Source organism: Blautia caccae (assembly GCF_040095955.1).
Taxonomy (GTDB): Bacteria; Bacillota; Clostridia; order Lachnospirales; family Lachnospiraceae; genus Blautia; species Blautia celeris.
This window is the reverse complement of the sequence record NZ_JBBMFP010000001.1, coordinates 255,015-268,208: the sequence shown is the minus strand read 5'-3', so window position 1 is coordinate 268,208 and position 13,194 is coordinate 255,015. Positions and strand designations below refer to the sequence as shown.

The 13,194-nt window shown below is 47.6% G+C and carries 12 protein-coding genes; 8 read left to right on the top strand and 4 right to left on the bottom strand.

Going from position 1 to position 13,194, the window contains the following annotated elements:
• Nucleotides 1–29: 29 nt before the first annotated feature.
• From WMO65_RS01165 to WMO65_RS01150, 4 genes are all read left to right on the top strand, one after another.
• Complete coding sequence (locus tag WMO65_RS01165; protein ID WP_148393059.1) at nt 30–1,061, top strand: ArsR/SmtB family transcription factor; 1,032 nt, start codon at nt 30–32, stop codon at nt 1,059–1,061.
• A gap of 278 nt (nt 1,062–1,339) precedes the next feature.
• The gene (locus WMO65_RS01160; RefSeq protein ID WP_148393058.1) at nt 1,340–2,968 is read left to right on the top strand and encodes an ABC transporter ATP-binding protein; all 1,629 of its coding nucleotides are present in this window, start codon (nt 1,340–1,342) and stop codon (nt 2,966–2,968) included.
• Nucleotides 2,969–3,110: 142 nt separating this feature from the next.
• Nucleotides 3,111–3,791 carry a tRNA (N6-threonylcarbamoyladenosine(37)-N6)-methyltransferase TrmO gene (gene tsaA, locus WMO65_RS01155; protein ID WP_148393057.1) on the top strand — a complete coding sequence of 227 codons (681 nt, stop codon included), beginning with the start codon at nt 3,111–3,113 and terminating at the stop codon, nt 3,789–3,791.
• Nucleotides 3,788–4,423: a hypothetical protein gene (locus WMO65_RS01150; protein WP_148393056.1), complete on the top strand. Its 636-nt coding sequence runs from the start codon at nt 3,788–3,790 to the stop codon at nt 4,421–4,423. The genes tsaA and WMO65_RS01150 overlap by 4 nt, the downstream gene beginning before the upstream one ends.
• A gap of 21 nt (nt 4,424–4,444) precedes the next feature.
• Here the strand turns inward: WMO65_RS01150 and asnB are convergent, their stop codons facing one another.
• The 4 genes from asnB to WMO65_RS01130 all read right to left on the bottom strand — a co-directional run bounded on the left by asnB (nt 4,445) and on the right by WMO65_RS01130 (nt 8,816).
• On the bottom strand, nt 4,445–6,295 hold the full coding sequence (gene asnB / locus WMO65_RS01145; protein ID WP_148393055.1) for an asparagine synthase (glutamine-hydrolyzing): 1,851 nt from the start codon (nt 6,293–6,295) through the stop codon (nt 4,445–4,447).
• Nucleotides 6,296–6,422: 127 nt separating this feature from the next.
• The gene (locus WMO65_RS01140) at nt 6,423–7,001 is read right to left on the bottom strand and encodes a dipicolinate synthase subunit B (RefSeq protein ID WP_033143586.1); all 579 of its coding nucleotides are present in this window, start codon (nt 6,999–7,001) and stop codon (nt 6,423–6,425) included.
• 17 nt (nt 7,002–7,018) lie between these two features.
• Nucleotides 7,019–7,876 carry a dipicolinate synthase subunit DpsA gene (locus WMO65_RS01135; protein WP_148393054.1) on the bottom strand — a complete coding sequence of 286 codons (858 nt, stop codon included), beginning with the start codon at nt 7,874–7,876 and terminating at the stop codon, nt 7,019–7,021.
• Between the two features lie 94 nt (nt 7,877–7,970).
• A complete protein-coding gene (locus WMO65_RS01130) occupies nt 7,971–8,816 on the bottom strand; it encodes an AraC family transcriptional regulator (RefSeq protein WP_148393053.1) in 846 nt (281 codons plus the stop codon).
• A 238-nt stretch (nt 8,817–9,054) separates the two neighbouring features.
• On the opposite strand from WMO65_RS01130, the gene dapF reads away from it, so the two are divergent.
• From dapF to WMO65_RS01110, 4 genes are all read left to right on the top strand, one after another.
• On the top strand, nt 9,055–9,900 hold the full coding sequence (dapF, locus tag WMO65_RS01125; protein ID WP_033143613.1) for a diaminopimelate epimerase: 846 nt from the start codon (nt 9,055–9,057) through the stop codon (nt 9,898–9,900).
• Between the two features lie 122 nt (nt 9,901–10,022).
• A complete protein-coding gene (locus WMO65_RS01120) occupies nt 10,023–10,199 on the top strand; it encodes a hypothetical protein (protein ID WP_187370633.1) in 177 nt (58 codons plus the stop codon).
• Between the two features lie 471 nt (nt 10,200–10,670).
• Complete coding sequence (locus WMO65_RS01115; protein WP_033143583.1) at nt 10,671–11,603, top strand: helix-turn-helix domain-containing protein; 933 nt, start codon at nt 10,671–10,673, stop codon at nt 11,601–11,603.
• A gap of 214 nt (nt 11,604–11,817) precedes the next feature.
• Entirely contained in the window at nt 11,818–13,194 is a 1,377-nt protein-coding gene (locus WMO65_RS01110; RefSeq protein ID WP_033143582.1) for an ABC transporter substrate-binding protein, read from the top strand.

Here is a 13,194-nt window from a genome sequence, read left to right as displayed (position 1 = left end):
GTACATAGAATATACGGCGGAGGAATTTTATGAGTATCATATTGAAAAAGGAACTGGATCCAATCTATGAAACCCTTGCTTTGCTCAGCGTTGAGAATCCTGATAAATGGAGGGAAGAAGTCATCCGGGAACTTGGAAGCTGTGGGCTGGGGGGAGAGATTTTTTATCAGAAGCATTTCACGGTCATTGAAAAATATATCAGGACCTTTCTGAAATATAAAGTGAAGACACCGCAGGAAGAATTTTTTTACAAAGACAAATCCAATGACATGTTTTTCTGGATCACTGCGCTTGCTGTGGAAAACCGTGAATATGTGGATCACCCCGAAACGGCTAATCCTGTAAAGCTGCGCAGAAAAATGGCGTATTATCTTGTGGACACAGAGAAAAACCAGGAAATAAAAACAGAGGACGACCTGCCTGACATTTCAGAGGACGAGGCGCTTCTTGACTTTATGGATACTCTGAGCATCAAGAGCGAAGAGATGTGGTATGTGCTGAGCTGGCTGAGAAAACCTGTCTATCGGCTTCAGCAGCTCAGTGATATGCTGAAATGCAACCTTCCGGCTTTTGAAAAAGCCAGGGAATCCGTTAAAAAACCTCTGGAAAAGCTTATGCAGAAAAAAGTTGACCCGGAAGAGAACGGATATTCAAAAATCGCGGAATCCTGCGGAAAAGACCATCTTGTCTATATGTCTCTGGGGATACCACTGGCACAGATTATTATGGAAGGACGCGGTTATCAGGGAGTCCTCCTGGGATATCTGAACGCGGGAAGGCGCTCCGGAAATGACGCCAGGGAGATTGTTATCCGCCAGGCAAAGTCACTCAGCGATAAGAGCAAGCTGGATATCCTGTGTGACCTGAAGAAGTCAAAAAAATTCAACCTGGAGCTGGCTGAGAGCCTGGGCCTGTCTCCGTCAACGGTTTCACATCATATGAATTCCCTGCTGATATGTGATTTTGTCACAGTGGAAAAGCGGGATGGGAAAGTATATTATTGTTTACAGGAGGAGTCCATACGGGAATTCTTAAAAAATGTGGAGGAGATGCTTTTATAGTGTCTCCTCCACTTTTTCTATTCCTTCCCGGGAACCATGTTACAGGCCGGTCTGCATTTCATAAAAGGCGTGTGTCTGCAGGCTGCCGGCGTCATGGATGCCGGTTAAGGACGGGAAAAGATAACAGGGGAGGAGTAAGACGTTTTATTTTTTTTGTATTTGATAAATGTGAAATGTATTTGACAAATATAAAATTGTATGATATTTTATGTGTATGAAATATATTTCAAATACATGAAATGATATTGCTGTAAGATGTAATATCCGAAAGGAACCATATGAAACTGTATAAAACGAAGGACCGTCTGCTCCTGGGCGGAACTATTTTGTTTGGAGGACTGTCCTCGCTGCTGGTGGCGTTTGCCTCTATTTTGATGCAGCAGGTAATAGACGTGGCTGTTGCCGGGGATGTGAAGGGATTTTACAGGGTACTGGCTGTGATGCTGGTTTACCTGGCGGCATTAGGGGGCATCAGTCTGCTGGAAGCTATCATGGGGAAAATTCTTATCAGGAATGTTACCAGGCATCTGCGGGACAGGATTTTTAAAGGTGTGATGAAGCAGAAACCGGTGCGGTTTTCATCAAGAAATACGGCTGATTACCTGTCTGCCCTTGTGAATGATGTAAAGCTGGTAGAGGAAAACTATCTGCTTCCATTGCTGCTCTGTTTCCAGATGATCGTGCTTTTTCTGGCTACGCTGGGAATCCTGTTTTATCTGAGTCCGCTGGTGACTGTTATTCTGCTGGGATTTCTGGTACTTTTGTTTGCAGTGCCTGCGCTTATGGGGAGAAAGCTCCAGGAGCGGCAGGATGCCTATTCAGAGCAGCTTTCTGTGTTCACAGCGGCGGCAAAGGATTTTCTTAACGGTTATGAAGTGATACGGGGATATTCTGCTTTTCGTTGTATTTTTGGCAGATACCTGAAGGTGAATAAAGAAACCGCAGAGAAAAAGTTTGCGTCAGACAGACTGATGGCAGTAAACGAGAGTTTTTCAGATATCCTCTCTTCTCTTATCACAATTGTGATCGTATTTGTGGCGGCCTGGCAGATGATGCGGGGAACGGTGACGATGGGGACACTTCTGGCTTTGATACAGCTAAGCGGAACCTTTGTCATACCGGTAGTAATGATTCTGCAGAATTTCCCTAAAATTCAGGGGATTCGGCCGGTCATGGAACATTTGGGGGAATGGATGGAGTATGAGGAAGAAGAGGCCGGGGAGACGATTGACAGACCGGAAAATTCCGGTATATCGGGGCAGAAGCGTGGAATATGCTGTTCGGATCTTACATTTGCCTATACGGAAAAGCAGCCTGTGCTGGAGCATGAAAACATGCTGTTTGAGGCAGGTAAGAAATATGCTGTCACAGGCCGGAGCGGATGTGGGAAATCCACGCTGATCAAACTCCTAACCGGATATTCCGGAGATTTTGAAGGGCAGATATACATAGACGGAATTTCTGTCAAAGAGATGACGCAGCAGGAGATTAACAGACGTATAGCAGTCATCCATCAGAATGTATTTCTGTTTGACACGGATATCAAGGATAATATCTGTCTGGGAGAGGATTACACGGAGGAGGAGATACAGGCAGCGCTGAAAGAAAGCGGAATATGGGATTATCTCTCAGGCCTGGAAAACGGGATTTATACAAAAGTAGGGGAAGACGGCCACCTTCTGTCCGGCGGCCAGAGACAGCGGATCGCAGTGGCCCGGGCACTGATCAGAAAAACACCGGTTCTCATATTGGATGAAGGAACATCTGCGATTGATCGGGAAACCGCGTTTGAAATCGAAAAAAATCTGCTGGAAAAAAAGAATCTTACGGTTATCACCATAACGCACCATATGGATGAACGTCTGGCCGGTCAGTACGATGCCGTTGTAAGACTGGGGGCTGCATAGGCGGAAGAAAAATGGCGTATGCAGGTATCTTGATTGTTAAAGCAAACTGCTGTATTCTGTATTTGAGCTATTATCCCTGCGGCCGGTCCGGAGTGTGTTGGGCAAGAGGCAGCAGGACAAAGGAAGAAACGGAGAGAAGTGCATGAAGATAAACAGAATCGCCTGCATCCATACAGATTTCCCTACAAAATTCGGCATTCCCCGCCAGAGCGGCCTGGTGAAAGAGCTTGCCGGAACCATTATATTTGAGCCAAAGTACAGAAATCCCGACGCATTCCGGGGATTGGAGGAATTTTCTCATATCTGGCTTATTTGGGAGTTTTCCGAATCAGCCAGGGATACCTGGTCGCCTATGGTGCGTCCGCCAAGACTGGGAGGCAATACGAGAAAAGGCGTGTTTGCCACGCGTTCCCCCTTCCGCCCGAACCCCATAGGCCTGTCCTGTGTCCGTCTGGAAGAGATTGAAATACATCCGGAATATGGCCCCGTACTCCATGTGACAGGGGCGGATTTAATGGACAAGACCCCCATTCTGGATATCAAGCCGTATATTCCCCACGCTGACAGCCACCCGGAAGCGGAAGGCGGATTTGCCTCCAGGCACAAGGAGGACAGGCTGGAGGTGGTGTTTCAGGAGGAGCTGGAGGAAAAAGTGCCGGAAAGCAAGAGGGCAGCCCTGAGAGGCGTTCTGGCAAATGACCCGAGACCTGCATATCAAAATGATCCAAAGCGCGTCTACGGATTCGGGTTTGCGGGTATGGAGGTCCGATTTACCGTCAGGGACGGGTGTCTCACTGTCTGTGAGGTGGTGCCGGAGATATGACACTTCTGGGCATTGACAAGGTTCTGCATCTGTACGAATATGAAGATCTGCCACAGGAGCTTGTATATCAAAAAAACGATGATGAGCTGTCCAGCGGCACTCTTATTCCCGCACCGGTAACCTATGGGCAGCGGCAGATCGCTCTTCCCATTCCCAATCTGATTCAGGGAAAGCTGTGGGCAGACAGGCCGGGGGAACGTTTGAGCGTGGGAATCGGAAAATACGGTACAAAGAAAGACGGCGGCATATACATGTGTGTACTTTTGGATATGTATGACCAGAAGCCGGTCTCCTGTTCCTACGGTGTGTATTACGGTCCGCAGCTTGTACAGAAGGCCCTGGAAATCTATTTTTTCCTTCTGGAGCAGGAAGGACTCGGAAGGCGTAAAAGGAATCCCATTCTCCACAGCAGCCGTAATCCTGTATTCAGAAACAGGACTTACTGCGGCATACTGGGCCGTTTCCCGGTCAGGCCGTCCATGACATCGCCGGGAGAGAGAGGCGGTATTGCCAATATCAGCACTTATTTTTCAAGTCTGAAACGGAGGCTGGGTGGCTGCATTTTTGAGGACTGGCAGGATGCGGTAGACTGGCTGGAGAATGACAGGGAGAGACATTCCCAGCCTTTTTGAACATCTGCCGCGCCTGCATATTTATAAAATACGGATTTTATATTTTTCCAGCCAGTAATTCACCTGCAGCATGTAGGCCAGCATCTGCGGGCCTGCCATGAGCTGGCCATAGAAAGGTTTTCCGTAGTCTGAGGGACTTTCCAGAAAAGCATGAACCTTTTTCGGGTCCAGAATCTGCCGGACGGGAGCATTGGGGTCAGCCAGAACTTCTTTTAAGCGGTCACCCAGGAGCTTTTCGTAAGCCGGGTCATAGGTTTTTGGATACGGGCTCTTTTTTCGCCAGAGAATCTCTCTGGGGAGATGACCTTCCCCGGCGTGGCGGAGCAGGCCTTTGACGATACCGTCCGGGCATTTCATGCTCCAGGGGACATTGAAGACATATTCCACGATCCGATGGTCTGCAAACGGAACCCTGGCTTCCAGGCCGGAGTACATGCTGGTGCGGTCCATACGGTCCAGAAGAGTCACCATGAACCACCGCAGGTTCAGATAGGAGATTTCCCGGCGGCGTTTTTCATGGGCATCCTCACCGGGCAGAACAGGGGTTTCCCGGATGGTCTTTTCATAGGCTGCATGGGCGTATTCCTCCATGCCGAGAGAATCGGCAAAGTCATCGGAAAGCAGGATTTTTCTTGGTTCCATGCTCGTGGACCAGGGGAAATGATCACCTTCAAACGCTTCCTTTTTATGGAACCACGGATATCCTCCGAAAATCTCATCCGCGCATTCACCTGTAAGGGTCACTTTGTTGTGCTCTACTACCTGGGAACAGAAATAGAGCATGGAGGATTCCACATCCGCCATACAGGGCAGATCTCTGGCATCTACAGCCTTGAACAGACAATCCACCTGCGCTTTATTGTCACATTCCAGAAAACGGTGGTTTGTACCTGCATACTCTGCCATTTTTTCCACCCAGGGGCGGTCCTGGCTGGGCTGGAAGGCGTTGGATTTGAAGTATTTATTGTTGTCTTTGAAATCAAAGGAAAAGGTATTCAGAACTTTCCCCTGTTTTTTCAGTTCCCTGGCGCAGATGGATGTGACCAGGCTGCTGTCCACTCCGCCGGAGAGGAAGGTACTTATGGGAATATCGGAGAGCATCTGCTTTTTCACGGCATCCTCCACAAGCCAGGCTGTCTTTTCCACTGTCTTTTCAAAAGAATCCGTATGGGGGCGGCTTTCCAGTTTCCAGTACGCATGTTCAGAGACGCCGTCTTCGCCCAGGGTCAGGCAGTGCCCGGGAAGAATCTCCTGAATCCCTTTGAAGACGCCCTTTCCATAGCTTTTGGCAGGCCCCAGAGCGAATACCTCGCACAGTCCGTCCCGGTCCAGTTCGGGTGTTACGCCCGGATAAGCGAACAGCCCTTTGAGCTCTGAGGAGAATACAAGTGTTGTGTCAGCCCAGGTATAGAAGAGGGGTTTGACTCCCAGACGGTCCCGGATAAGGCGAAGTTGTTTTTTACCGGAATCCCAGAGGGCTATGGCAAAAATTCCGTTTAGTTTCTTGATATATTCCTCCCCGTGCAGCATAAAACCATGGAGGATCACTTCTGTATCGCTGGTGGTCTGAAAGACAACGCCTTCCTTTTCCAGCTCTTTTTTCAGTTCAGGCATGTTATAGATTTCACCATTGTAGACAATGGCGTATGTCCCGGAGGCGTTTTTTTGTACCATGGGCTGATGGCCTGTGACAAGGTCGATGATCTCCAGTCTTACGTGGGACAGGCCGCAGCCGCTGTCCAGGTAAGTTCCCTGGTCATCAGGCCCCCGGCGTTTCTGCGTTTGGTTCATTTTGTCCAGAATGTGATTCCATTTCCCTTTCTCTTCAGAAAAATTTCTTTTCGGATTACAAAATCCTGCAATTCCACACATGATAATTCCCCTTTCTGCTATTGGCCCGGCAGGACATTTACCCCACGGCCGGTTACTATTCACAGCCGTGCAGAAAAAGCCCCGCCGGATAAATGATCAGGCTGCGATTTGCGGCAGCAGCGGTTATTTACTGTATAACCGGCTGATATTGTTTTCCGTTTAAAGCTGCCTCAATAGAAGGTATGAGAAGTTCTGTGCGGGCAATCATGGAGTTGGGCTTTTTTTCCGGGTTATCCTGGCCAAAGGGAACAAAATAGATATTCTTGGCATTCAAAAGCAAGCCGATATTTTTCATATTCATTCCCAGCGCGTCATTGGTGGAGATGGATATGAGCAGCGGTTTATCGTTTCTGAGATGTGCCTTGGCTGCCATGAGGGCAGGTGTATCTGTGATGCCGTTGGCAAGTTTGGCTATGGTATTGCCTGTGCAGGGCAGGATAACAAGAATATCCAGCAGGCTCTTAGGACCGATCGGCTCCGCCTGGGGGATGGTGAGCATGGGCTCTTTGCCTGTGATACTGCGGGCTTTTGCCACAAAGTCCTCCGCATTGCCGAAACGGCTGTCAATACTTTTGGCGGCATCGGAAAATATGGTCTGTATTTCGGCGCCTTCGTCCGCCAGCTTCTGTAATTCATCAAACACTTTTTTATATGTGCAGAAGGAGCCGGTAAAGGCCACTCCCACTTTCCTTCCTTTTAACGACATAATTCTTCTCCTTTTATTTATGACGACATATCATTAAATTCCTTTAATATACGAAAAACAGCTTCCGCTATGGCATGGGCGGAGGAACGAGGGGCATATCTCCCCGGAAGTCCCGGGCAGAGATATGCGGATATCCCCAGGTCCCTGGCCGCGGCAAAATCCACGCCGCCGGGAGCAGAAGCGATATCAATAATAAGAGCCTGTTTTCGGAGGCTCTTTAAAAGTGACCTGTCTAGAATCGGCGCGGGAATCGTGTTGAAGATAAAATCAAAACTGTCCGCGTGTTCTTTCAGTGCTTCCGGGGCGATGGCCTTTCCTGTCAGGGTTTCGGCTTCTGCCCGTATACCGGGTCTTCTGGCACATACAGTTACATGACAGAACATGCCTGTAAGATACGAGACCAGGGTTTTTCCGCAGGTTCCGTATCCCAATACGAGACAGCGGCTCCCGTGTAGATTGCGGCTGCTTTTCTGAATGGCTTCCGCAATGGCACCCTCAGCGGTTGCGATACTGTTTTTTACTGTGAGAATCTCATCCTTCATCAGATCAGAGACAAAGATTCCTTTTGAAAAAACTTTTTCCTGAAAGTCTCTGGGTATGCATCCTGCAAAAAAGGACTGGCCCTCCCGGAGCATATCCGGCAGAAGGGACAGGGGAATCTCTTTGCTTTTATTTATGGGAATCGGCGCAAGGACAGTCTCCGCGTTAGAAACTGCTTCCGAAAGAGAGGAGGCAGCATAACAGGAAGAGTCCGGAATATCTGCGCAGAGTGCATATTTACAAACCCTGCAGCCGCATTCCAGGAGATACTCTGCCAGGTAGACCTGGCGCATATCTCCCCCGATCACTGCAAAATCAAATTTTAAGTGACTCATTGCCTGGCTCCTGAATGTCTGAACTCTTATTTACTATATGTAAGAGGAAAAAAAGATGTGCCCCGGTATGGGGGCGGACAGAGGGGAACGCCGTTTATGACGGATTCCGTTCCCCTCTGGCGGAAGTGTGGAACAGCTTTTTATAAGCTCTGGAAAAGGAAGAATAGTTTTTAAATCCGCACTGGTAACAGGCATCTGTGACGGACATACCGTTTTGGATCAGTGCCCTGGCCCGCAGCAGACGTTTGGTAGAGATATAGCTGGCTACACTGTATCCTGTCTCCTGTTTGAACAGGTGCATGAGATAATAACGGCTCATATAGAACCTGGACGCCAGCAGGTCGATGGAAATGTCCTCAGCCAGATGTTCTCCGATATAATCCAGCACAGGAAGGATTTTGGAATTACAGCGGCTGTTTTCTATATACGTGCCTGTGTAGGCATCCATGGAGAAGCGGTTTAAAAGGATCAGAAATTCCAGAAAAAGGGCCTTCTGGTACAGGGCGGCTGCAAAGGCATCCCCGCCAAAGGATTTCTCCAGCTCCTGCAGAACCTGATACAGCCGGCTCTGGCTGAACAGCTCTACGCGCAGTACATTGGAGCGGCTGGTCTGGGCCTGCACAAAGCACCGGTTCAGGGAATCTGCCCCGTCCCGGCAGGCATCCATAAATGCAGGCGAGATATAGAGGATCATGCGTTCATAGACAGATCTGCTGTTGATGACCGGTTTGTGGATCTCACCGGCATTTACAAGGACAATGTCATAGGGCTTCAGGTCAAAAGACTTACCTTCAATATGATATGTGACATCACCGCGTATGAAGATCAGTATTTTATAAAAGTCATGATAGTGGTAGGAAAAGCTGTGTTCCTCCTCATCGGTAATGTGAAAAAGGCGGAAATCGTCTTTCAGATAACCGGTTTTGCTGTAAGAATCCAATTTGGGTCCCTCCTGTGGGCTGATTTTTTTGGTTCAGCATATTTTGCAATGTTTTTAACACGATGCTTATATTATAACATAAAAGTGTCTGATAAACTAGATACAGACTCTAAGACCGATGCTTAAAATTGTTTTGAGCCGCAGAGGTATCTGGGACGGCACTGTGGGCTGTGACATAAAATAGGGTATGGCGCGTCAGATTCTGCAGACGCATCGCAGCAGGAAAGGAAAGAGAGCAGTGAAATTTGAAAAATATCATGGAATAGGAAATGATTATCTGGTATATGACTGTCAGAAAAATACGGAGGAGCTGGATGCTGATAAAATCCGTAAAATCTGTGACAGGAATTTCGGGGTTGGTTCAGACGGTATTCTGGCAGGCCCTTATATAGAAGATGGAGAATTTGCCGTCCGTGTGTTCAATCCGGACGGCAGTGAGGCAAAAAGAGCAGGAAACGGTATCCGTATCTTTGCAAAATATCTGAAGGATGCCGGATATACTTTGAGTGAACGGCTGACGATCCGGACAAAAGGCGGGAAAGTGCAGGTGCGTTTTCTCAATGCGGACGGCACGCGGATTCAGGCGGATATGGGAAAGCTGTCCTTTTCCAGCAAAGACGCGGGACTTGCGGGGGAGGCCAGGGAAGCGCTCAGAGAGAAGATGGTATTCGGGCAGAAGGAATATGACTGTTCCTGCGCATCCATGGGCAATACCCACTGTGTGATCCCCATGGCGGAGATATCCAGGGAGAAGGTCTGCACAATAGGTGCTTTTTCTGAGCGCTCTGCATACTTTGGTGACCGGGTGAATACACAGATCATGAAGGTTTTGGATAAAAATAACATTCAGATAGAGATATTTGAACGGGGTGTGGGATATACGCTGGCTTCCGGCACCAGCAGCTGCGCAGCGGCAGGGGTGGCCTACAAGCTGGGGATGATCGATTCGGATGTGATGGTACACATGCCCGGCGGCAAGCTCTGGATCCAGATCGATGAGGACTGGCATGTGATGATGACCGGCAGTGTACAGAGTGTGTGCCGGGTTGAAATGACCGAGGATTTCCTTCGGTTTGAGCCATAGGTCCTCAGGTTGAGTAAAAACCCGTTAATGCGTCCAAACGGTGCTTTTCACTGCGCGGTACCTGCGTTAAAATGAATCTGTGTAAAGAGGAACGGATTCATTGGCAGCAAAGGGAGAGGAAGATGCAGATGGATGAGAGGACCTTCCGTGTGACTGTGAGTTCACAGCAATATCATACCTGGCAGGGAGTTCTGGAATATGAGAATTGGACATATTCTTTTCTCAGCGAGCTGGACCTGGTAAGGATGATGGATGATTTTTTGAGAGACAACAAAGAAAAAACAGATACTGAGGAATAAAAAGAGCAGAAAGGCTTCCGCGCAGCATACAGGCTGAGCGGGAGCCTTTCTGTCTGTTCTGCTGCCGCTGCCTGTAAAACTGCCGGTTTTTCCGCTTTGTTGGGCAGTTTTTTGGGGCTGAGTTTACAACAAACCTGGCATTTGATACAAAAACAATGAGGCAAAGTTGCTAAAAATGATTGAAAATGCAAAAAAACGAATCGATTATGAGTAAAATAACCGGATATATGATGGTATAATTGATGAAAACCAAGGGGCAAAAGCCGAGGTGATTAGGCCGATTGACAACAGGGATCGGAGAAAAATCCTGGACAAGGGGGAATTTCTTATAAGAAAAGTCTGAGAGAGTCCGTGATAACGGAAGTTGTACGTTTTTTTTCAACAGGTTCTTAAAAATTTGACGAAGCCTAAGGGGCTATGATAAGCTAAAGTATAAAGTTATGAGTTTATTATGGAAACGAGGGCTTACAGATGAAGAAGAGAGAAAAAGAATATGTGGAATTCCGATATTATGAGATTCCGCAGCGTGTGCCTCTGATCGCACTCATGGGCGAACGCTGGGTAACAAGGTATGGAAGTGATCCTATGCATTTCCATAACTATATGGAGATAGGCTACTGCTGTTATGGCGAGGGTGTTATGCACCTGGGAAAAGAGGACGTCAGGTACGGGGAAGGCACTGTCACAGTGATACCCAAGAATTTTCCCCACCACACAACGGGAAGGGACGACGTCTTTGACAGCTGGGAATACCTTTTTATAGATACGGAGCGCTTTTTAAAGAATGTATATGCAGATAAACCTGTGTATGCCAACACGGTGCTTGAACGGCTTCACAGCCGCATGTTTCTGACCAGCAGGGAAGAAGCACCGGAAATCGATGCGCTTGTACGTGTCATTCTGAATGAGATGCGGAACAAAGAGGAGTTTTATCTGGAGAGCGTGCAGGGATGCCTGCTCACACTGCTCCTCAAAATAGCCAGAATGAATCCGGCAGACAGCGTGCCGGAGGCTAAGGTCATAGATGACGGAAGCCTGAACAGTATTCTGGCAGTTCTGAATTACATAGAAAAGCATTATCAGGAAGAGATCAAGGTAGGACAGCTGGCACAGATATGCCATATGAGCGAGACACATTTCAGGAGAGTGTTTACGGAATACATGAATACCTCTCCGGCAGAATATGTGAATCTTGTGCGGATCGAACGGGCCTGTGAATATCTGGCCAAGTCAGATGAACGTCTGGAAGACATTGCCGTTAAGGTTGGTTTCCAGGCATCCGCCACATTCATCCGTAACTTCAAGAAGATTGTGGGAACTGCTCCACACCAGTGGAGAAGTGCGGCAAGGGGAAAAGAAGACAACCCCTCCAACTATAATGTATCGGTTTTAAAGGGCTGGTAAGGCCCCGAATGCGGGTAAATATCAGAAAAAAATAGGGAATGTACAAATTAGACAAATAAATTATTGACATATGCGGCGAAGTGATGTAATATACATATATGCTGGACCGTGAAAAAACGGAAATGTGGTCATATTACACAAACAATTTGTCGAATAATAGGACCGTATGTACATTCATGTGTTTGATGCTAATAATTAAAGGGAGGCATTTATTATGAGAAAAAAAATTGTTGCAGCTATGCTGGCTTCTATGATGGTTGTTTCACTTGCAGCCTGCGGAGGCGGAGATGACGGAAGCGGAAGTACCGGCGGAGATACCAAAAAGGAAGAGACTACCGGAACAGACGAGAAAAAAGATGACGCGGCAGATGACGCCGTAGCAGCTACAGATGATGAGAATACCCTGACCGTATGGTGCTGGGACCCGAACTTCAACATCTATGCGATCAATAAAGCAGCTGAGATTTACGCAAAAGATCATGAAGGATTTAACGTTAAAGTTACTGAGATCCAGTCAGATGATATCGAGACAAAACTGACAACTGCTATGTCAGCAGGTGATTTAAGTACATTACCTGACATCTTCCTGATGCAGGACAACTCCTTCCAGAAATATGCTACAAACTACCCGGATATCTTCGTTGACTTAACGGACAAGGGTATTGACTATACACAGTTCTCCGAAGCTAAAGTAGCTTACTCTACCTTAGACGGCAAGAACTACGGCGTTCCGTTTGATAACGGTGCTGCAATCAGCTGCTACAGAACAGATATGCTGGAGCAGGCAGGATATACTGTAGATGACTTTACAGATATCACATGGGATGACTTTATGGAAAAAGCTAAAGTTGTCAAAGAAAAAACAGGACAGCCTCTGCTGACACAGCAGGCAGGTTCTACTGATATTATCATGATGATGATCCAGTCTGTGGGAGCTTCCTGCTTCACAGAAGACGGAAAAGCAAACATCGTTGATAATGAAGCTGTTAAGAAAGCTGTTGAGATTTATTCTCAGATGGTAAAAGACGGCACATTACTTGAAGTAACTGACTGGGATCAGTATGTTGCATCCATCAACAACGGTACCGTTGCAGGCGTTATCAACGGATGCTGGATCATGGCTACTGTTACAGCACAGGAAGATCAGTCCGGTAAATGGGCAGTTACAAACATGCCTAAGATGGAAGGCGTTGGCGAAGCAAGCAACTACTCCAACAACGGTGGTTCTTCATGGGCAGTTACATCTAACTGTAAGAAACCGGACGTTGCTGTAGATTTCCTGAAATCCACATTCGGCGGAAGCACAGAACTGTATGATGACCTGATCGCTAAGGGCGCTCTGGCAACATGGGCACCGGCTGGTGATTCTGATGTTTACAATCAGGAAGTTCCGTTCTTCTCAAATGACAAAGTATATGCTAAGATCGTAGATTTTGCTACAAAGACACCTTCCAACGTTACAGGACCGTTCTACTATGACGCTCGTGATGCTATCGGTGTTGCACTTTCCCAGATCACACAGCAGGGTATTGACATCGGAACCGCACTTCAGGAAGCTCAGGATACTGTAGACTTCACAATGGGCGGCTGA

Coding starts and splice junctions, on each gene's coding strand:
- WMO65_RS01165 (WP_148393059.1), top strand. CDS start 30: ATGAGTATCATATTGAAAAAGGAACTGGATCCAATCTATGAAACCCTT.
- WMO65_RS01160 (WP_148393058.1), top strand. CDS start 1,340: ATGAAACTGTATAAAACGAAGGACCGTCTGCTCCTGGGCGGAACTATT.
- tsaA (WP_148393057.1), top strand. CDS start 3,111: ATGAAGATAAACAGAATCGCCTGCATCCATACAGATTTCCCTACAAAA.
- WMO65_RS01150 (WP_148393056.1), top strand. CDS start 3,788: ATGACACTTCTGGGCATTGACAAGGTTCTGCATCTGTACGAATATGAA.
- asnB (WP_148393055.1), bottom strand. CDS start 6,295: ATGTGTGGAATTGCAGGATTTTGTAATCCGAAAAGAAATTTTTCTGAA.
- WMO65_RS01140 (WP_033143586.1), bottom strand. CDS start 7,001: ATGTCGTTAAAAGGAAGGAAAGTGGGAGTGGCCTTTACCGGCTCCTTC.
- WMO65_RS01135 (WP_148393054.1), bottom strand. CDS start 7,876: ATGAGTCACTTAAAATTTGATTTTGCAGTGATCGGGGGAGATATGCGC.
- WMO65_RS01120 (WP_187370633.1), top strand. CDS start 10,023: ATGCAGATGGATGAGAGGACCTTCCGTGTGACTGTGAGTTCACAGCAA.
- WMO65_RS01115 (WP_033143583.1), top strand. CDS start 10,671: ATGAAGAAGAGAGAAAAAGAATATGTGGAATTCCGATATTATGAGATT.
- WMO65_RS01110 (WP_033143582.1), top strand. CDS start 11,818: ATGAGAAAAAAAATTGTTGCAGCTATGCTGGCTTCTATGATGGTTGTT.